We start from the raw sequence: 20,762 nt of genomic DNA on the forward strand, positions 1-20,762 counted from the left end.
AAAAAGAGGGCAGCAAGCTGCCCTCTCAACGTTTCAATCCCGCAGACTTACTTCTGCCAGCTCTTGACTAGTTCGTCGTAGTTGACGGTCATCGGCTTTTCTTTTTCGTTGGCGACCTTCAGCTGTGGTGCAAGGTGGCCCTTGGAAACGGCGTCCTTGTTCCAATATTCAAGGTCATGCTCTTCGGCCAGCTTCGGTCCGATTTCGCCCTGAACGCCAGCGCGTTCCAGACGCTGCAGAACCTTTTCCTGTTCGGCGCAAAGCGAGTCCATGGCTTCCTGCGCGGTTTTTGCGCCCGAGGACGCATCACCCACGGCCTGCCACCACAGCTGTGCCAGCTTTGGATAGTCAGGAACGTTGGTGCCGGTTGGCGACCATTGAACGCGGGCAGGCGAACGGTAGAACTCGATCAGGCCGCCGAGATCCTTCGCACGCTTGGTGAAGCTCTCGTGGTTGATCGAGGAGTCGCGCGTCAGAGTCAGGCCGACATGGCTCTTCTTCACGTCCACTGTCTTTGAGGTCACGAACTGCGCGTAGAGCCATGCGGCCTTGGCGCGGTCGTCAGGCGTGGATTTCATCAGCGTCCAGGAGCCGACGTCCTGATAGCCAAGCTTCATGCCATCCTTCCAGTAGACGCCGTGCGGGGAAGGAGCCATGCGCCATTTCGGCGTGCCGTCCTCGTTCACGACAGGCAGGCCCTTCTTGACGGCATCAGCCGTAAAGGCCGTGTACCAGAAAATCTGCTGCGCTACTTCGCCCTGCGCCGGTACGGGACCGGATTCGGAGAAGTTCATGCCCTGCGCGGCAGGAGGAGCATAGGCCTTCATCCAGTCGAGATATTTCTGGATGGCGTAGACCGAGGCCGGGCCGTTGGTATCGCCACCGCGTGCAACGCAGGAGCCGACCGGCTGGGACTTGTCGTTGACCTTGATACCCCATTCATCGACCGGCAGACCGTTCGGCAGGCCCTTGTCGCCGTTACCAGCCATGGACAGCCAGGCATCGGTGAAGCGCCAGCCCAGCGATGGGTCTTTCTTGCCATAATCCATATGGCCATAGACCTTCTTGCCGTTGATTTCACGACCGGTGAAAAACTCAGCAATGTCTTCATAGGCAGACCAGTTGACGGGAACGCCGAGATCATAGCCGTATTTAGCCTTGAAATCCGCCTTGTTCTTCTCGTCGTTGAACCAGTCATAACGGAACCAGTAGAGGTTCGCGAACTGCTGGTCCGGCAGTTGGTAGAGCTTGCCATCAGGTGCCGTTGTGAACTTGGTGCCGATGAAGTCCTTCAGGTCAAGGCCGGGGTTGGTCACGTCCTTGCCTTCCTTCGCCATCCAGTCCGTCAGGTTGCGCACCTGCTGATAGCGCCAGTGCGTGCCGATCAGGTCGCTATCGTTGACAAAGGCATCATAGATGTTTTCACCAGACTGCATTTGTGTCTGCAGCTTTTCAACCACGTCACCTTCACCAATCAGGTCGTGGGTGATCTTGATGCCGGTGATTTCGGTGAAGGCTTTCGCAAGCACCTTGGATTCATATTCATGCGTCGTCAGCGTTTCCGAGACAACCTTGATATCCATGCCGGCAAAAGGCTTTGCCGCATCGATAAACCATTGCATTTCCTTTTCCTGCTCTGCGCGGGAAAGGCTGGAGAGATCGCCGATCTCCTTGTCCAGGAAGGTCTTGGCCTCGTTCATTCCGGCGTTTGCCACGCCGGCCAGTGCCAGCAGGGATGCTGCTGTCGTCGTCAAAAGATGCATTCGCATAATCATCCTCCCAAGGTTTGCGATTGCGTAACGATAGATCCGGGCGGTCCTCCCTCCCGGTATTTCAGTCGGAGAGCCTAGACGAAGCGGAAGACGCCAATCGCATAGACCACCGAAAGAGCCAGTGCCCACCAGAGGCCGGGGCCGACGAGGCCAAGCCAACCGAGGTGGATGAATGCAGAGCCGAGCAGCGAAACGAACAGGCGGTCGCCGCGTGTGGTTTCAAAGCGCAGCACGCCGATACGCGGATTGCCGCCGGGCGACACATATTCCCAAACCGCCATGCCGATCAGAAGCGCCAGAATGGTCAGAAAAAACAGTGCCGTGGGTAACGTCCACGCCATCCAGGAAAAACTCATCTCCTCTTCCTTTCTTAGACGCGGCCGAGGGCAAAGCCCTTGGCGATGTAGTTTCGGACGAAATAGATGACCAGCGCGCCCGGAATGATGGTGAGCACACCTGCGGCAGCCAGCACGCCCCAATCCATGCCCGAGGCGGAGACGGTGCGTGTCATGGTGGCCGCAATCGGCTTTGCGGCGGTTGTCGTCAGCGTTCTCGCCAACAGCAGTTCAACCCATGAGAACATGAAGCAGAAGAAGGCCGCGACACCGATGCCGCTTGCAATCAGGGGCATGAAGATTTTCACGAAAAAGCGCGGGAAGGAATAACCGTCAATATAGGCGGTCTCATCGATTTCCTTCGGCACGCCCGACATGAAGCCTTCGAGAATCCAGACCGCCAGCGGGACGTTGAACAGGCAGTGGGCAATGGCCACTGCGATGTGCGTATCGATCAGGCCGAAGGCGGAATAGAGCTGGAAGAAGGGCAGGGCAAACACGGCGGGTGGCGCCATGCGGTTTGTCAGCAGCCAGAAAAACAGGTGCTTGTCGCCCAAAAAGCGGTAGCGCGAGAAGGCGTAGGCGGCAGGCAGTGCGGCGGCAACCGAGATCACCGTGTTCATCACCACATAGATGATGGAGTTGATATAGCCGTTATACCAGGCCGGGTCGGTAAAGATGACGGTGTAATTGCGCAGCGTCGGGTTTTGCGGCCACAGCGAAAAGGCCCCGAGAATCTCGCCGTTTTCCTTGAAGCTCATATTGACGAGCCAGTAGATCGGCAGCAGCAGGAACAGGATGTAGATCGTCGGGATCAGAAAGGAGAAGCGCGTGATGGACTTTGAATTGCTCATGATAATCTCCTTTCTCACGCCTGTTCGTCGCTATTGGTCATGACGGTGTAGAAGATCCAGGACAGGGCAAGGATAATCAGGAAGTAGATGATCGACATGGCCGCCGCTGGTCCCAGGTCGAACTGGCCGACCGCCATTTTCACAAGATCGATCGAGAGGAAGGTGGTGGAATTGCCTGGGCCGCCGCCGGTAACCACGAAGGGTTCGGTGTAGATCATGAAGCTGTCCATGAAACGCAGCAGCACGGCAATCAGTAGCACGCGCTTCATCTTCGGCAACTGGATATAGCGGAAGACTGACCAGCGCGATGCGCCATCGATACGCGCCGCCTGATAATAAGCGTCGGGAATCGAGACCAGACCGGCATAGCACAGCAGCACCACAAGGCTCGTCCAGTGCCAGACATCCATGATGATGACCGTTGCCCAGGCATCCACAGGGTCCTGCGTGTAATTATAATCGATGCCAAGCATCGACAGGTAATGGCCGAGGAAGCCGATATCGACGCGGCCAAAGACCTGCCAGATCGTGCCAACCACGTTCCACGGAATGAGAAGCGGCAGTGCCATGAGCACGAGGCAGACGGGCACGCCGAGTCCAGTCTTCGGCATATTCAGCGCGATCAGAATTCCGAGCGGTATCTGGATTGCCAGAATGACGAAGGAGAAAATCAGGTTGCGCATCAGCGCATCCCAGAAGCGGGGCGAGTGCAGCATCTGCACGAACCAATCGGTTCCGGCCCAGAAGAACTGGTTGTTTCCGAACGTATCCTGAACCGAATAGTTCACCACGGTCATCAGCGGAATGACGGCGGAAAATGCGACGAGTATGAGAACCGGGATGACCAGAAACCAGGCCTTGTTGTTGACGGTTTTTTCCATGGCTCAGGCTCCCGTGCCAACGCGCCAGCTATCGGCGTAAATACCGATGGCATTGGGATCGAACGTGACATGCGGCTCAGACGGGATATCGCCATCCTCAGGCATGACCACGGTCAGCGGATGTCCGGCAAAGCTGGCGCGCACGATCTTCTGCCGCCCGATATCTTCCACCTTGCTAATGGTGACCGGCATGCCCTGGCGCCCAAGCGAGATGAATTCAGGACGAATGCCAAGCTCTGTCTTTGCGCCCGCCGCCACCTTTGGTGCTGCGGAAAGCGACACATTCTGGTCGCCGATGCGGGCCTCGGCGCCATCCAGCGCCACCGGCATGAAGTTCATGCCCGGCGAGCCAATGAAGTAGCCAACGAAAGTATGGCTTGGCCGTTCGAACAACTCCGCAGGCGTGCCGATCTGCACGATCTGGCCATCATACATGACGACGACCTTGTCAGCGAAAGTCATGGCTTCTGTCTGGTCATGCGTGACATAGACCATGGTGAAGCCGAACTGCTTGTGAAGCCGCTTCAATTGTGAGCGCAGCACCCATTTCATATGCGGGTCGATGACCGTTAGCGGCTCATCGAAGAGGATGGCGTTGACGTCGTTGCGGACGAGCCCACGGCCCAGCGAAATCTTCTGCTTCTGGTCTGCCGTCAGCCGGTGTGCGCGGCGCTTGGCCCAGGATGACAGGTCGATCATCTCAAGGATTTCGTTGACGCGGCGGTCCACATCGGTTTCCGAAACGCCGCGATTGCGCAGCGGAAAGGCCAGATTGTCGTATACGGTCATGGTGTCGTAAATGACTGGAAACTGGAAGACCTGCGCGATGTTGCGCTGCTCTGTGGGCAGATTGGTGACGTCCTTGCCATCGAAGAGGATACGCCCGTCCGAGGGATTGATGAGACCGGAGATGATATTGAGCAGGGTCGTCTTGCCGCAGCCGGAGGGGCCGAGCAGCGCATAGGCGCCGCCATCGCTCCACTCGTAGTTCACTTCCTTGAGGGCATAATCATTGGCCGCCTTGGCCTTGGCGTTATAGGCGTGGCGGATGTGATCGAGACTGATGCGTGCCATGATCTCTTCTCCTCACGCGGCCAGATGTTGCGGGGCGCCAAGCGAGCGGCCATTCGCGTCGAACGCCATCAGATGGCGGGTGTCGAGATAAATATCGATCTGCCTGTCCGGCTCGATGTCAAGAATGCCGCGCGTCAGCATGACCCAGCGATTGCCGGCAAAATCGACATGCACAAAGCTTTCGGAACCGGCGATTTCGGAAATCAGCGTCTTTGCAGAAAGTCTGACCGCACCGTCATGGGCAGGCATGGGATAGAGGTGATGCGGGTGGAAGGCCACGGTCACGGGGCCATCCGCAATACCGGCAAGATGGGCGGGAACTTCGAAAACGGGTTTGCCGTCATTGAGGAATGATGCGCCGGAGCGGGTGAGTTCGATGATGTTGAGCGGCGGATCGGCAAAGGTGCGGGCGGAAATCAGATCGACCGGGTTGCGGTAGAGGTCGATTGTACTGCCATATTGCGTGATGCGGCCCTGATGCAGCGTCGCGGTATTGCCGCCCAGAAGCAGGGCTTCCGATGGCTCCGTGGTCGCATAGACAAAGATCGCGCCGGAAAGGGCAAAAATCTTCGGCAATTCCTCGCGAAGCTCTTCGCGCAGCTTGTAATCCAGATTGGCCAGCGGCTCATCGAGCAGCACCAGACTTGCATTCTTGACGATGGCGCGGGCGAGCGCCGTGCGCTGCTGTTGGCCACCGGAAAGGTTGAGCGGGGTGCGGTCGAGGTAAGGTGTCAGCCGCAGCAGATCCGCCGCCCTCCGCACTTCGCGGTCGATGGTGGCTGCGTCCTTCTTGGCAATGCGCATCGGGGAGGCGATGTTCTCGTAAACGGTGAGCGCCGGGTAATTGATGAATTGCTGGTAGACCATGGCCACGCTGCGGTCCTGCACGCGCTTGCCCGTCACATCCGCGCCATCGAACAGCAACTGCCCTTCGGTCGGTTTGTCCAGACCGGCCATCAGCCGCATCAGTGATGTTTTTCCAGAAAGCGTCGGCCCCAGCAGCACGTTGAGCGTGCCCCGCTTGAGGGTCAGATTGGTGGGGTAGATGTGGTACTCACCACCCACTATCTTGGCGATATTGCGTAATTCCAGCATGCCGTCCCGAGGCCTCCCAACCTGCAAGATTCTGCTTCAATGTCAGTGTTTTGTGCCCCTGCGGGCATTCGTCAGACGGCAATCGCCGCCATATAGTCGTTCAGCGCGGCTGCTTCTTCCTTGGAAAAATGCAGGCCCTGCTTCGTTCTGCGCCACAACACGTCGTCGCTCGTTCTGGCCCATTCCTGACGCATCAGCCATTCGACTTCGCGCTCATAGAGATCGCCGCCGAAATGCTGGCCGAGTGCCTCCATGCTTTTTGCATCGCCCAGAATGGCATATGCTTTCGTACCATAGAGACGCACCAGTCTGCGCGCCTGCCGTTCAGATAGAAAGCTATACTTTGTGGTGAGTTTGTTCACCTCGGCTTCGTAACCGGTGGCCGCGAAATCACCGCCCGGAAGCGAGCTTTTTGCCGTCCATGGCGCGCCCTTGCCGCCAATCGCCTCACCGATCTTCTCCAGCGCGTGTTCCGCCAATCGGCGATATGTCGTCAGCTTGCCTCCGAAAACATTCAGCAATGGCGCTTCGCCATCCGTGTTCTCAAGCTTCAAGACATAGTCACGCGTGGCTTCCTGCGCCTTGGAGGCGCCGTCATCATAGAGCGGGCGCACCGCAGAATAGGTCCAGACAATATCATCCTTTGTGACCGGTTCGGCGAAATATTCGCTGGCCGCATTGCAAAGATATTGTGTTTCCTCGTCGCTGATTTTCACCTGCGACGGATCACCATCATAGTCCCGGTCCGTCGTGCCGATCAGCGTGAAGTCGGTCTCATAGGGAATGGCAAAAATGATGCGGTTATCAGGGTTCTGGAAGAAATAGGCCCTGACATCGTCGAACTTCTTCTTCACGATGATATGGCTGCCCTGAACGAGGCGCACATTGTGCACCTGGTTCTTGCCCGCCGCGTTGGAAAGAACATTATCCACCCACGGACCGGATGCATTGATCAGCATTCTGGCGTGAACGGTTTTAACGATGCCGGTGGCGGCTTCCTTCACATCGACTTTCCACAGGCCGTCTTCACGACGAACGGATACGACCTTCGCACGGCTCATGATGTCGGCGCCGCGATCTGCTGCATCCCGGGCGTTCAGCACGACGAGACGTGCATCATCCACCCATCCATCCGAATATTCAAATGCCTTGGTGAAGATCGGCTTCAGGGGCTTTCCTGCTGGATCGCGCCGCATATCGAGCGACTTGGTAGCGGGTAGCAGTTTGCGACCGCCAAGATGATCATAAAGGAACAGCCCGAGCCTTATCAGCCAGGCCGGGCGCACTCCGCCCTTGTGGAATGGCAGAACAAACCGCATTGGCCAGATGATGTGCGGAGCCATGGCCCAGAGCACTTCGCGCTCCATCAACGCTTCGCGCACCAGCCGGAATTCATAATGTTCGAGGTAGCGAAGGCCGCCGTGAATGAGCTTTGTTGCGCCTGACGATGTGCCCGACGCGAAATCGTTCATTTCGGCAAGAGTGACCGAATAGCCCCGGCCAGCAGCGTCGCGCGCGATGCCGCACCCGTTGATCCCGCCACCGATCACGAAAATATCGCGGACCGCCTGCTCGTTCACTGACACTCTCCCTGGCGCGACATTCTGCCGCTTATTCTTTGGAATTCGAAATTCAGGCGAGTTAAAATGAAAACAAAGTGAATGTCAAACGAATGTTCGGGCCGTTATTTCTCTGCGTTGCCCGCACCGGTTTCGATCAATTTCACCCCGTTTTCCTTGCAGATCACCCTGACTGGCTGAAGCGGGCAACTGTCGGTGATGAAGGTGTGTACCTGGGAGATATGGCCGATGCGAACAGGCGCGGTTCGGTCGAACTTGCTGGAATCTGAAACCAGAATCACGTGACGTGCATTGGCGATGATGGCTTGCGCGACTTTCACCTCACGAAAGTCATAGTCAAGCAAGGCGCCGTCCCTGTCGATGGCCGAGACGCCGATGACGGCGTAATCCACCTTGAACTGTCGGATAAAGTCCACGGCCGCTTCCCCGACAATGCCACCATCCGAGCCGCGCACGACGCCGCCTGCAATCACCACCTCGATGCCGGGATAAATGCGTAATCGATTGGCAACGTTGATATTATTGGTGATGACCATCAGTTCGTGATGGTCCAGCAACGCCTCGCCAACGGCTTCCGTCGTGGTGCCGATATTGATGAAGAGGGAGGTGTTGTTGGGAATGAGGGCAGCGGCGGCGCGCCCGATGGCCTGTTTTTCGCTGGCAGCAATCGATCTGCGGGCCTCATAGCGGACGTTCTCGGTGCTGCTTGGAAATATCGCTCCACCATGAATACGGGTCAGCGCCCTTGCTTCGCAAAGGTCGTTCAAATCTTTGCGAATCGTCTGGGACGTCACGGAAAACCTGTTTGCCAGATCCTCGACAATGACCTTTCCTTCAGACTTTGCGAGTTCGATGATCTCAACTTGGCGGGGTGTGAAAAACATGAGGCTCTGCCCGGGCGATGATGCGAACTTTCGTTTTATTTCATTTTTCCCGGAAACGAAAGATTGGCGTCGTGCTCATTGGCACAAGTTTTCCACAATCATCCGGCGCAAATCCCGTCCATTTTTTCCAACCGATAAATATTGGGGTTGCGCCTTGGCCCGTTTTGTCCTTGTTTGCGCGTTCTCACACTTTATGGGGAAATTAAAAAAATGAATTCTATAAAAACAACAACGCGCGCCGCACTCCTGCTTGGCTCGCTACTGATTGGCGCAAGTTCTGCTCTGGCAGAAACAGTTCTGCATCGTGGCAACGCAGGAGAGCCGCAAACGCTGGATCAGGCCCAGACGTCGATCAACATCGAGTCGTTCATTCTAAAGGATCTTTATGAGGGTCTGACGATTTACGATCCTGCCGGTAAGGTCGTTGCCGGTGCAGCTGAGAGCTGGACCGTGTCAGATGATGGCACCGTTTACACGTTCAAAATCCGCGAGAATGCGAAGTGGTCGGATGGTTCGCCGGTGACGGCTGAAGATTTCGCTTTCTCGTTCAAGCGCGTTGAAGACCCTGCTACGGCTTCGAAATACGCCAACATTCTTTATCCCATCAAGAATGCAGAAAAGATCAACAAGGGCGAGGGCAAGGTCGAAGACCTCGGCGTTAAAGTCATTGACGACAGAACGCTGGAAGTCACGCTTGAGCGTCCAACACCGTTTTTCCTTGAGTTGCTGACACACCAGACCGCTCTTCCTGTCTCGAAAGCGAGCGTTGAGAAGAACGGCGCAGATTTCGTCAAGCCTGGTGTCATGGTGTCGAATGGTGCCTACAAGCTGGAAGCTCACGTTCCCAATGACAGCCTGACGGTTGTTAAAAATCCAAACCATTGGGACGCCGCCAATACCAAGATCGACAAGGTCATTTTCTACCCGATTGACGATCAGGCTGCATCGGTCCGCCGCTTCGAAGCCAAAGAGATGGACATTGCCTACAACTTCTCGGCGGATCAACTGGACCGTCTGCGCAAGTCCTATGGTGATCAGGTCCACGTCTCACCGGCTCTGGCAACCTACTATTACACCTTCGACACCCGCGAAGCGCCTTACAACGACGTTCGCGTTCGCCGCGCTCTTTCCATGGCCGTAGATCGTGATTTCCTTGCAAACGAAATCTATAGCGGCTCTCAGCTTCCGGCTTATTCCCTCGTGCCGCCGGGCATGGGCAGCTACGGCGAGCCGGCGAAGGCCGATTTCGCTAAGATGTCCCAACTGGATCGCGAAGACGAAGCCGTCAAGCTTATGAAGGAAGCCGGTTACGGCGAAGGCGGCAAGCCACTTTCGATCGAAATCCGCTACAACACCAACCCGAACCATGAGCGTGTGGCAACTGCTGTCGCCGATATGTGGAAGACCACGTTCGGTGCCAAGGTATCGATGGTCAATCTCGACGTTGCCTCGCACTATGGTTATCTCCAGGAAGGCGGAAAGTTCAACGTTGCGCGTGCCGGCTGGGTTGCCGACTATGCGGATGCTGAAAACTTCCTCGCTTTGTCTGTCTCGTCCAACAAGACCTTCAACTATTCGAAGTTCAACAATCCTGAATTCGATGCGTTGATGAAGAAGTCTTACGACGAACAAGACCCGGTTGCCCGCAACAAGATCCTTCACGAAGCAGAAACCATCCTCATGAGGGAACAGCCGATTGCGCCGTTCCTGACGCAGGCAGAGCTGTGGCTGGTGTCAGACCGGGTCAAGGGTTGGCAGGACAACGCAAATAACGCGCATCTCAGCCGCTTCCTGAGCGTATCCGAATAAGCAGTGCTGCCGCGGTGGTTCTAGATTTGTCGCGCAAGAGCTTTGAGCTTTTGCGCGACACGATCCGTAGAACGGGCTAAGCTTGCGATGCAAATAGACCTCGTTTTGCGATTTAGCCACCGTGCCATGCCCGGAGCCTAAAACTTATGATCTCTTTCATTCTGCGCCGTTTGGCGAGCGCCGTGCCGACGTTGTTCATCGTCGTCACGATTTCATTTTTTCTGATGCGGTTTGCGCCGGGTGGTCCGTTCAATCTGGAGCGGCCTTTGCCACCACAGACGATGGAAAACCTGATGAGAACCTATCATCTGGATGAACCATTGTGGCGCCAATATCTGATTTACATGAAGAACGCCGTGACCGGCGATTTCGGGCCAAGCTATATCTACAAGGACAACACCGTTGCGCAGTTGATCGGCAAGGGTCTGCCCTATTCGCTGGAACTCGGCTTTTATGCGCTTCTTCTGGCTTTGATCGGCGGCGTCCTGGCCGGCACCTTCGCGGCGCTGAGGCAGAACAGCCTCTTTGATTTCTCCTTGATGTCGGTTTCGACCGTCGGCGTGACCGTTCCGAACTTCGTTGTCGCGCCCGTTCTGACGCTGATTTTCGCCGTGCTGCTCGGTCTTCTGCCTGCCGGTAGCTGGGGCGATGGCTCGATGCGGTATCTGCTCCTGCCGATGATCGCCCTTGCCTTGCCACAGCTCGCTGTCATTGCGCGGCTCACACGCGGCTCGATGATCGAAGCCTTGCGGATGGATCATATTCGCACCGCCAAAGCCTACGGGTTGCCAAAGCGCACCGTCGTCATCGTCCACGCCATGCGTGCCGCGATGTTGCCGGTCGTTTCCTATCTTGCGCCCTGCGCCGCTGCGCTATTGACCGGCTCTGCCGTTATCGAAACGATCTTCACCATTCCCGGAGTCGGTCGCTATTTCGTGCTGGGCGCCATCAACCGTGACTACACGCTCGTCATGGGAACGGTCGTTCTCATCGCGCTGTTCGTCATCGTTTTCAATCTTGTGGTCGATATTCTTTACGGCCTTCTTGATCCGAGGGTCAGACATGACTGATATCCCCGGCACCTATGCCGTTCCCACATCGGTTAAAAGCCGCAGCCTTTTCCAGCTGGCCACGATGCGCTTCCGACGCAACAAGGCGGCCATGGCTGGCTCGATCATGCTTGTGCTGATTACGCTGTTTTCGTTTCTCGGGCCGCAATTCGTCAGCCACACCTATGATCAGGTGTTTTCATCCTATGTCTCCGTTCCGCCCAGCCTTGACGCCCGTCCGGATGTCGGGAGCCTTCAGGGCGTGATGGAGGGGGTTGCGAGCCGCGCCCGCGTCGAGCTGAAGGAGTTTGCCGTCGAAGGCAAGACATTCACCGCGACGGTGACATCTGCCACCGAAGTGGACCCGCGCACGACTCGCTATTTCGATCGCGCCAATGAGTTTGAAAACACCCGGGTCGTCGCCACGGAGGATGAAGGTCGCACGCTGAAAATAGAAGGCGATGTGAACCGCGAATATTTCTTCTTCGGTACCGATAGCAATGGTCGCGACCTTCTCGTTCGCGTCATGCTTGGCGGACAGATATCGATTGCCGTGGGCGTTTTAGCTAGCCTCGTGTCGCTTGGCATAGGCGTCGTTTATGGCGCGACCGCAGGTTATATCGGCGGGCGTGTCGACAATGCGATGATGCGTTTCGTGGAAATCCTCTATTCGCTGCCCTTTGTCTTTCTCGTCGTTGTCCTCGTCGTGTTCTTCGGACGAAGCTTCATTCTCATCTTCCTCGTTATCGGGGCAGTGGAATGGCTGGATATGGCGCGTATCGTTCGTGGCCAGACCCTTGCGCTCAAGCGGCGTGAATTCGTCGGTGCCGCACAGGCACTGGGCTTGACGGACTGGCAGATCATCCGCCGTCACATCATTCCCAACACGATTGGCCCCGTGGTTGTCTTCGTGACCGTGGTGGTGCCGAAGGTCATTCTTCTGGAAAGCTTCCTGTCCTTCCTCGGTCTTGGTGTTCAGGCGCCTTTGACCAGTTGGGGCGCGCTGATTTCGGAAGGTGCCAACAATATGCAGTCGGCCCCATGGTTGCTGATATTCCCGGCGGTCTTCTTCGTGATGACGCTGTTTTCTCTGAACTTTGTGGGTGACGGGCTGCGTGATGCGCTTGATCCCAAGGATCGTTGACATGAGTGAAACAACTGAAAACATCCTGTCGGTGCGCGATCTCAAGGTCGACTTTACGACGCCGGACGGGATCGTAAATGCCGTCAAGGGCATCGATCTGGACGTGCGCAAGGGTGAGGCCCTGGCCGTGGTCGGGGAATCCGGTTCCGGCAAAAGCCAGACCATGATGGGAATTATGGGCCTGCTGGCTTCAAACGGGCAGGTCCGTGGTTCCGCGAAATACCGGGGACGTGAACTGGTTGGACTGCCGGTCGATGATCTCAACGATATCAGAGGCGCCAAGATCACCATGATCTTCCAGGAGCCGATGACATCGCTCGATCCGCTCTACAAGATCGGCAAGCAGATTGCCGAGCCCATCATCCACCACCGAGGCTGCAGCAAGGCGGAAGCGCGAACGCGCGTCATGGAATTGTTGCAGCTTGTCGGCATTCCTGATCCGGCACGCCGTATCGATAGCTATCCGCACGAACTGTCAGGCGGGCAGCGCCAGCGTGTGATGATCGCCATGGCGCTGGCCAACGAACCCGATCTTCTCATTGCGGACGAGCCGACGACGGCGCTCGACGTGACGATTCAGGCGCAGATCCTCGACCTGCTGAAATCGCTCCAGCAGCGTTTCGGGATGGCGGTCGTCCTGATTACTCATGATCTGGGCGTCGTGCGCCATTTCGCCGACCGTGTTGCGGTCATGCGTCGTGGCGAGGTGGTTGAAACCGGTAGCACGGAAGATATTTTCGAGCGTCCGCAAGCCGACTACACCAAGATGCTGCTGGATGCAGAGCCAAGCGGACACAAGCCTCCGGTTGGCTCGGAAGCACCGCTTGTCCTTTCCGGTCAGAATGTGACGGTAGATTATGAGATACCTGGCGGCCTGTTCAAGAAGGCCTCGGTTTTCAGGGCCGTCGATGGTGTGAATGTCTCGCTGCGCCAGGGGCAGACGATTGGCATCGTTGGGGAATCCGGATCAGGCAAGTCCACCCTCGGGCGGGCATTGCTGCGCTTGACGCCTTCGAGCGGCAGGCTGTTTTTTGGCAAGAAGGAAATCTCCGGCCTGGACCGCAAAGCCATGCGACCGATGCGTCGTCAGCTTCAGCTGGTGTTTCAGGATCCCTACGGCTCGCTGTCACCGCGCCAGACCGTGGGTGAAATCATCACCGAGGGGTTGTTCGTACACGCGCCCGAACTTAGCCGCGCGGAGCGTGACAAGCGGGCCATAGAGGCTCTCCAGGAAGTCGGTCTCGACCCGGCGGCGCGCAACCGTTATCCGCACGAATTTTCCGGCGGCCAGCGGCAGCGTATAGCCATTGCGCGCGCGATCATCCTCAAGCCAGATGTCGTCATTCTCGATGAGCCGACATCTGCTCTTGATCGCTCCGTTCAGGGGCAGGTTATCGATCTGTTGCGGGACCTGCAGAAGGCCCACGGGCTGTCCTATGTCTTCATCAGCCATGATCTCTCTGTCATCAAGGCAATCTCTGACTATGTGATCGTGATGAAGGATGGAAAGATTGTCGAGGAAGGCGAAACCGACGCCGTCTTCAACAATCCCGCAGCGGACTACACGAAGACTCTGATCAAGTCTGCTTTCACCACCGAAACTGCGGCCTGATACTCGGCCCGGCCAAAGCGCCGGGCCGTTTACTTACGGTGTCAAGGAACAACGACCTCACATCCGCGTTATCTCCGGCGTGAACAATACAAGGTGCGACAAGCGCCGAGGAGGTAGAATGCTCAAGGTTATTCAAATTGCCGGTCTTGCTTTTACAATGGCCGTCTCCGGCGTTGCCATGACCGCGCCTGCCAAGGCGCAGGATATGGAGTTGAGAATTGGTCGGGATGGTGTACGTCCCGTCATCCGCGACAGAGAACTCGATCGTCGCGGCCCTCCAAGAAGAGGCTGCAGCGAACGCGAAGCCCGTGCTGCCGCCCGCGCGTCCGGTCTGCGAGATCCGGAAATCGTACGGGTCACGCCGCGCCGCGTGGTTGTAGAGGGTTTTACCCGCCGCGGCCCTGACACGATTACGTTCGCCAATGAGCGTGGATGCCCCGAAATCTAACGTGCGATTTCTAGCCCGTTAATCGACCACGATATTGAAACTCGCCTTGTGCGAGTTTCTTCGCGTAAAGCTATCAAAAAAATAAATTAGTAAAATCTAAAATGGTGTGCGCTAATGTTGCGATAGCTGTCCGATGGAGGGTTTCCTGCAGTGTTCGCCGTTCTCGAATGCGTCGCCAATCAGCATGACCAATATGTCATAGCATTGGCGGCTTTGATTGCCCTCATCGGAATGCTTTCTTTCTTCCAGATATTGCTCCGAGCTGACGAAAGCCCGCTTCAGCGCAGGCCTTACTGGATAACCGCCGCAGCGTTAGCGTCTGGCCTAAGCATTTGGGCGACCCACTTCATCGCTATGCTTGCCTATCGAGGCAGTATGCCCATCGGCTTCGATCTTTTCTACACAACGCTTTCGGCGGCGGTGGCGGTTGGCGGTTTCTGGGTCAGTCTGCAATTTCTTTGGCGCGGTAAAGGCTCGGCTCTCATCGTCGGTGGCCTTTTCACTGTTGTCGTTGGGCTCATGCACTTCCTTGGAATGGCAGGCATGCAGGTTGCGGCAACAATCGAATATCGGATGACACCGATCCTCGTCGGCACGGTGATTGCCTTGATGATCTTCTCCTCATCCTTCCAGTTGTTCATGCACGTGCGGGGCCGGAGACAGGTGCATCTCTCCGCACTGGCAGCCATTCTCGGTGTGTTGATACTGCATTTTACAGCCATGTCTTCGACAGTGCTCGCGCCTGACCCAAGCTTAAGTGGTCCGCAGATGGACGGTCTCGACCGACTGTTTCTGATGTGTGCGATTACTGCGGTTACCCTGACGGTTGTTGCGATCACGGCGGTCGCGGCCTTTGTCGACCGCTATCTTGTTGATCTTAAGGGGCTTGTCGGAGCAACGCTCGATGGCCTCGCTGTCGTGCGCGATGGCCGGATCGTGGAAGTGAATGCCCGCTTTGCACAGCTACTTGATACAGGCGAGGCAACACTCATCGGCGAGAACGCTGCTGATCTGATGAACGCAGATGATGGGCAACTTGCCTATATGCCGCGTGTCGCAGCCGTTGAAGCTGTTCCCAATCGCGGCGACAGGTCGCGGACGTTCGAACTGGCGGTGAGAACGATCGAGTATCGCGGTCGCCCCTGCGAAGTCATGGCTGTCAGGGATCTGACTGATAAGCGGCGTGCGCAGCGGGAAATCGAATATCTCGCTAGGTACGATATTCTGACCGGACTGGCGAACCGTACGCAGTTTCAAGACCGTCTGGCGCAGCATATAGCGCACGCCCAGAGTGATGATCAGTTTGCGTTGCTCGCACTCGATCTCGACCGCTTCAAGGCCGTCAATGATCTCTTCGGCCACGCAGAGGGCGATCGGGTGCTAAGAGATGTCGCCCGATTTCTGCAGCAGGCGGTACGCACCGGAGATCTGGTTGCGCGTCTCGGGGGTGACGAATTTGTTATTCTGACACGGTTTGGAACCACGGGAAGCAGTGTGCGAGAACTCGGCGAGCATATATTGTCTGTGTTCCGCAGGGAAATGGACTATGTGAGTGATCCCACGGCTGTGGGTGTCACGATTGGCATCGCAGAGTTTCCAGCAAACGGCAAAGACAGCGAAACCCTTATGCACGCTGCCGATATGGCACTGTATAGGGCGAAGGTGAGCGGTCGTGGCATGATTGCATTTTACGATCCTGCGATGGACAGGGAAACGAAGGAACGTCGCAGGCTGGAGTCCGATCTGCGTCAGGCCATCGGCCGCCGCGAACTGGAGTTGCTTTACCAACCCGTTCACTCCGTCTCCACAGGAGACATTGCAAGCTATGAGGCGTTGGTGCGCTGGTGCCATCCAACACGCGGCATGATACCCCCTGATGTTTTCATCCCGATCGCAGAGGAAACAGGGGTCATCATCGCGTTGGGTGAGTGGATCCTGCAAGACGCCTGCATGGCTGCGACACAGTGGGAGCCGCATATAAAAGTTGCCGTCAATGTATCTCCGGTTCAGTTCGCTCTGGCAAATCTTGCTCACACAATCTGCGCAATACTTGATAAAACCGGATTGCATCCAACGCGCCTGGAGCTGGAAATGACGGAGGCGGCGCTGCTCAAGGACAGGGCTGTCACCCTGTCCACGATGAGGCAATTGAAGAACTTAGGGGTAACGATTGTCATGGACGATTTCGGAACCGGCTATTCTTCCCTCAGCAATCTTCGCAGTTTCCCTTTTGACAAGATCAAGATCGACCGCAGCTTCATCGCCGCGATGAAACAGGATGAGAACGCCCACTCCATCGTTCGTGCGATTATTGGCCTTGGAAAAAGTCTGGATCTGCCGGTTACCGCCGAGGGAATTGAGACTGACAGCCAATATCGCATGATCGTGGATGAGGGTTGCGCGCAGGCGCAGGGCTATCTATTCGGCAAACCAAGCAAGTTGCCTGCGCGCGCAAAGCGGACCCGTAAGAGCGCGCTGGTATGACGCCGACCGCCAATGATGCTGCACACTGCGCAGGGCTGAATGATGACGGCGCAAATTTCCGGTTCACCTTACGTAAGTGGTTGCTTATTGGACACACAGGTCAATTTATATAGCTGATATTTTTCAATTTTCAGCTTCAAACTTATTGCCGTGAAACATCCTGATGCTATTCCTGCGTGTAGGTGATTCTTTCATGGGGATTGGGATGAAGAAGGTTGTATCGGTTCTTCTTTTGGCTTTGCTGAGTGGTTGTGCGAAGCCCTCTGATGGTCCGACTTCCGGTAATATCCGGTCCGCTACTTTCCCTCTGACAAACGAGAAAATCCGGGTGGTCGAGCTTGCCAATGCTCCTGCCGCATCCATATCGCCATCTGCCATCGAAAGCGCCACAGGTCCCGGTCTGACCATGCTTCGCAACACGGGTTACAATTCCCAGCGCCTGCGTCGCGGCGACGTGATCGATATCACGGTGCTCGATACCGGCGAAGACGGCCTGTTCTCTTCGACGCAGAGCAAGACACTGAATCTGGGTCGCTTCACGGTCGACCAGAGCGGTAGCGTGACATTGCCGTTCATCGGCAAGCAGCGGGTGGTCGATTCTACACCGGAAGGCCTTCAGACACAGGTCGTCAGCGGGCTCAAGGGCTCGGCGGTCAATCCACAGGCCGTGGTGACTGTCGTTGACAAGCCGACCAGCGCCGTCATGTTGAGCGGTGCGGTCGAAACGCCCGGAAAAATTCCTCTGACCGCGCGTCAGGAGCGTGTGCTGGACGCGATCAATCAGGCCGGTGGGCCGACTGTCGCACCGGGTGCCGCACGTGTGACGGTTGTCCGCGGATCGCAGCGCGCCACCGCGACGTTGGACCGGATCATGCGCGAAGACCGGCAGAATATCCGCCTGTCTCCAGATGACCAGATCATGATCGATGGCGACGCCTCGAGCTTCACTGCGCTCGGCGCGTTCAAGAGTGCGGGTGAATTCCAGTTTGAAACCGGCAAGATGACGCTTGCGCAGGCGGTGGGCCGTGCCGGCGGTCTGCTGGATGACCGTGCGGATGCGCGCAACGTTTATGTCTTCCGCAATGAGGTCGTTCAGGTGGCGTCGGCTTCCGACCTGAAATCGGGTGGCACGACTGCGACGATGCGCCCCGTGATCTACCACGTCAACATGCGCGACGCGTCCAGCATTGCCTTGATGCAGCTGTTCCAGATGCAGAAGGGTGACGTTCTCTATGCCAGCAACGCCCCGCTGGTCGACTCCGCCAAGTTGCTCACCGTATTCCAGAAGAGCGTTCCTACGGCAGCGGCACCGCAACCGGGCAGCTCAAACTGACATCAGGAAGTGAGGCCGTTGCGCTACACGCGCATGGCCATCACCTCAAGAGGTTTGCAGCCTCTTCTGCCGATGATGGCCGTTTGTCGGCATCCTGCAATGTACAGATTTCGACAAATCTGGAAAGTGCCGAAGTCACATCGTCCGCGGCCACGAGCAGACGCTCTGCCAGTTTTCCAATGGCATAGATATCATGACGTGGATCTGCTTTTCCTCCCGCCATCTGCTCAGGCGGGGCGTATCCCGGAGATCCCGCATAGCGCGCGCCCACATCGAGCGGCGTTTCCCCTATTCTCAAGGTAATTCCAAAGTCGCCCAGTCGCGGACTGTCGAGATTGCCGTGGGGCAGCAGGATATTCGATGCCGTGACATCGCCATGTACGAGACCTCTCGCGTGCATCACACCTACCGCTTGCAGCATGGATGCGATCAAGGCGGATATCTGTGATATCGCAATGCGGTTGCCGGATAGCCACGAGCCGAGCGTCATTGGTGCCCAGGGTTGCAACAGTCCGGGCCTTCCATCGGCCATGCGGATGAGGGCGGAGGTCTCTTGCAGCAAAGGGTGGCGCAGGGACAGGCCAATCTCGGCTTCACGACGAAGTTGCTGGATGAGATGGGCATCGTGGCGACGCTCCGGATGCACCGTCTTGATGGCATAGGCGGCGTCGATGTCGCGGTGCCACGCTTGAAGAAGCTGCGTGTTTCCCGTCTCGTAAGCCACTGCGACGACAGACAGGCTGCCTTCAACGAAGCCTTGATGGTGGGAGGCGAGTTTCGCGGCTTTGCGATCCAGCGCGTCACGAACGCGATCCAGCGTGTCCATTGGGTTTTCGCAGGCACCGATGGCTGCCACCAAGGTTGCAAAACATCTGGCCAGCTCTTGCTCTTTGTCGCCGCTATCCACGCCTGGTGCCTATGACGATCGCACTGATGTTATCGCGGGCATTTTCGATCAGTGCCTCCTGCATCAACGCATTGGCACAATCGCCCAGGGGTGTTTCCTGTAAGATTTCGGCCACGACGCGCTCCTGCAGTGCCTGTAACAGCGGGTAACTGCACAAAAGCAGCCTGTCATCATGCTTCCACTGGTCGGAGAAAGTGCCTGGCCGGAACTGTTGCGATATGCCAATGCACTGCGCCAGCTGTTTCTTCATGCCGACGGTCACGTGGTCACGCGTTAGCGGATGCATGGTGCCATCGCGCATGAGGTAGGCACGGGCATCGCCAGACCAGACGACGCTCATGGTCTCCCCGACAATCGCGGCGGCAACGACGCTTGCCATGGGCCTGGAAAGATCGGTGGCAAATTGACGCGAAAACAGCAGGCTGTTGACGGTGCCGAGTTTGGCCCTGATGTCCTGCGTCATGATCTCCGCGCGGTCGGTGTCACCAATTTCCGTCAAGGCATTGGTTGTCAGCCGGGCTGCCTCGACAGCCGATGCCGCATCGCCCACGCCGTCTGCGATGGCAAACAGGGCAGGCGCTTTAGAAACAAACAGTGCATCGGCATTGGTTGTCAGGCGTGTTCCGGCGTGTGTCGCATAGCTATAAACGGTCTCGCCCCGTTTCACCTTTTCGACCGGGATGGGCTGTGGAGCAGGTGCCGCTTTTTGGCTGGTTGCCTCGGGGGCTGGGCGGGCGTCACGGCTGCGTGTCGGGTTCTCGGCTTTCTGAGGTGTCGGAGGTTTTTCCGGCTCCACCTGTTCGCGAAACAGCTTCACGAAGTCTGTCGCCGCCGGTTTGCCCTCGAATTTCATCCCGCGCGGACGGCGGCTGTCTGCGTCTATATACCACCAAAGGCTCGTTGGAGTGGTGACGGGAACCGCTCGAACGTCAAGCTCGTCATCCTCACCCCTTGGCTTTGGCATGCGCAACCTCTTGATGGCCGAGGTGAAGCGCGCCATCTCGAAGTCGAGCGTCATCGACGTTTCCGCCAGAGCTTCGGCTGCCATGAACCAGGTATCGTCAAGATAAAGCGTTCGTGGGTGGTGGCGAAAATCCGGCAGCTGCGCAAGCACGATAAGTGGATATTTGCGCCCGACCCGATCCTTGCTTGGCAGCAGGACGCCCGCATAGGCACTTCTGCCCCAGATGCCGCGTTCGATGATGAAGCGCAAGGGAGGGGAATTTGAAAAAACCGCGCTCCAGCGATCGGCAAAGACATCCGCGCAGGCGTGCATACCGGATCGCAGCCACGTATCGAAAGCTTCCAGTAGCTCACGATCCAGCCCTTCGGAAACAAAATCTCCGTGGCTTGGAATTTTCCCGTAAAAGCCGATGCGATCATTTTCGATCGCGGTTTTTACGGGATTTGTCGTTGGGTTGGCCATTAGCGGCACGATCCGGCTTTGCTTTGCCGGTGCATGGTTTTTATCATCATCCCCTCCTTCTGCGTGCGGGTTGCG

Annotated in this window: 17 protein-coding genes; 7 read left to right on the plus strand and 10 right to left on the minus strand. The window is 57.0% G+C overall.

The features are described from left to right. Positions 1-47: 47 nt before the first annotated feature. The 8 genes from QRN85_RS02420 to QRN85_RS02455 form a co-directional block, all read right to left on the minus strand. Positions 48-1,769: an ABC transporter substrate-binding protein gene (locus QRN85_RS02420; RefSeq protein WP_113091836.1), complete on the minus strand. Its 1,722-nt coding sequence runs from the start codon at positions 1,767-1,769 to the stop codon at positions 48-50. 77 nt (positions 1,770-1,846) lie between these two features. Then, positions 1,847-2,128: a DUF2160 domain-containing protein gene (locus tag QRN85_RS02425; protein ID WP_284757109.1), complete on the minus strand. Its 282-nt coding sequence runs from the start codon at positions 2,126-2,128 to the stop codon at positions 1,847-1,849. 14 nt (positions 2,129-2,142) lie between these two features. After that, a complete protein-coding gene (locus QRN85_RS02430) occupies positions 2,143-2,961 on the minus strand; it encodes a carbohydrate ABC transporter permease (RefSeq protein WP_042616922.1) in 819 nt (272 codons plus the stop codon). 14 nt (positions 2,962-2,975) lie between these two features. Further along, positions 2,976-3,842, minus strand: coding sequence for a carbohydrate ABC transporter permease (locus QRN85_RS02435; protein ID WP_113091834.1), 867 nt, complete (start codon positions 3,840-3,842; stop codon positions 2,976-2,978). 3 nt (positions 3,843-3,845) lie between these two features. Beyond that, complete coding sequence (locus QRN85_RS02440; RefSeq protein ID WP_284757110.1) at positions 3,846-4,916, minus strand: ABC transporter ATP-binding protein; 1,071 nt, start codon at positions 4,914-4,916, stop codon at positions 3,846-3,848. A gap of 12 nt (positions 4,917-4,928) precedes the next feature. Beyond that, on the minus strand, positions 4,929-6,011 hold the full coding sequence (locus QRN85_RS02445; RefSeq protein WP_284757111.1) for an ABC transporter ATP-binding protein: 1,083 nt from the start codon (positions 6,009-6,011) through the stop codon (positions 4,929-4,931). 71 nt (positions 6,012-6,082) lie between these two features. Further along, positions 6,083-7,591, minus strand: coding sequence for a glycerol-3-phosphate dehydrogenase (gene glpD / locus QRN85_RS02450; RefSeq protein WP_284757112.1), 1,509 nt, complete (start codon positions 7,589-7,591; stop codon positions 6,083-6,085). Positions 7,592-7,695: 104 nt separating this feature from the next. Continuing rightward, positions 7,696-8,475, minus strand: a complete 780-nt coding sequence (locus QRN85_RS02455) for a DeoR/GlpR family DNA-binding transcription regulator (protein ID WP_113097978.1) — start codon at positions 8,473-8,475, stop codon at positions 7,696-7,698. Between the two features lie 210 nt (positions 8,476-8,685). On the opposite strand from QRN85_RS02455, the gene QRN85_RS02460 reads away from it, so the two are divergent. From QRN85_RS02460 to QRN85_RS02490, 7 genes are all read left to right on the plus strand, one after another. Beyond that, entirely contained in the window at positions 8,686-10,284 is a 1,599-nt protein-coding gene (locus QRN85_RS02460) for a peptide ABC transporter substrate-binding protein (protein ID WP_113091829.1), read from the plus strand. A gap of 146 nt (positions 10,285-10,430) precedes the next feature. Then, positions 10,431-11,354 carry an oligopeptide ABC transporter permease OppB gene (gene oppB, locus QRN85_RS02465; protein ID WP_062588065.1) on the plus strand — a complete coding sequence of 308 codons (924 nt, stop codon included), beginning with the start codon at positions 10,431-10,433 and terminating at the stop codon, positions 11,352-11,354. Continuing rightward, positions 11,347-12,477, plus strand: a complete 1,131-nt coding sequence (locus QRN85_RS02470) for an ABC transporter permease (RefSeq protein WP_113091828.1) — start codon at positions 11,347-11,349, stop codon at positions 12,475-12,477. Before oppB ends, QRN85_RS02470 begins: the two co-directional genes overlap by 8 nt. Position 12,478: 1 nt before the next feature. Continuing rightward, positions 12,479-14,089, plus strand: a complete 1,611-nt coding sequence (locus QRN85_RS02475; RefSeq protein WP_113091827.1) for an ABC transporter ATP-binding protein — start codon at positions 12,479-12,481, stop codon at positions 14,087-14,089. Between the two features lie 157 nt (positions 14,090-14,246). Continuing rightward, the gene (locus QRN85_RS02480) at positions 14,247-14,537 is read left to right on the plus strand and encodes a hypothetical protein (protein WP_502870755.1); all 291 of its coding nucleotides are present in this window, start codon (positions 14,247-14,249) and stop codon (positions 14,535-14,537) included. 150 nt (positions 14,538-14,687) lie between these two features. Beyond that, positions 14,688-17,021, plus strand: coding sequence for a bifunctional diguanylate cyclase/phosphodiesterase (locus tag QRN85_RS02485; RefSeq protein WP_284757113.1), 2,334 nt, complete (start codon positions 14,688-14,690; stop codon positions 17,019-17,021). A 205-nt stretch (positions 17,022-17,226) separates the two neighbouring features. After that, positions 17,227-18,354, plus strand: a complete 1,128-nt coding sequence (locus QRN85_RS02490) for a polysaccharide biosynthesis/export family protein (protein ID WP_113170259.1) — start codon at positions 17,227-17,229, stop codon at positions 18,352-18,354. 40 nt (positions 18,355-18,394) lie between these two features. Here the strand turns inward: QRN85_RS02490 and QRN85_RS02495 are convergent, their stop codons facing one another. Together QRN85_RS02495 and tagF are read right to left on the minus strand one after the other, a co-directional pair. Further along, positions 18,395-19,261, minus strand: a complete 867-nt coding sequence (locus QRN85_RS02495) for a protein kinase domain-containing protein (RefSeq protein WP_284757114.1) — start codon at positions 19,259-19,261, stop codon at positions 18,395-18,397. Continuing rightward, positions 19,254-20,687, minus strand: a complete 1,434-nt coding sequence (gene tagF / locus QRN85_RS02500) for a type VI secretion system-associated protein TagF (RefSeq protein WP_284757115.1) — start codon at positions 20,685-20,687, stop codon at positions 19,254-19,256. The genes QRN85_RS02495 and tagF overlap by 8 nt, the downstream gene beginning before the upstream one ends. Between the last annotated feature and the right edge of the window lie 75 nt (positions 20,688-20,762).

The organism is Agrobacterium sp. fls2-241-TYG-188a (assembly GCF_030209845.1).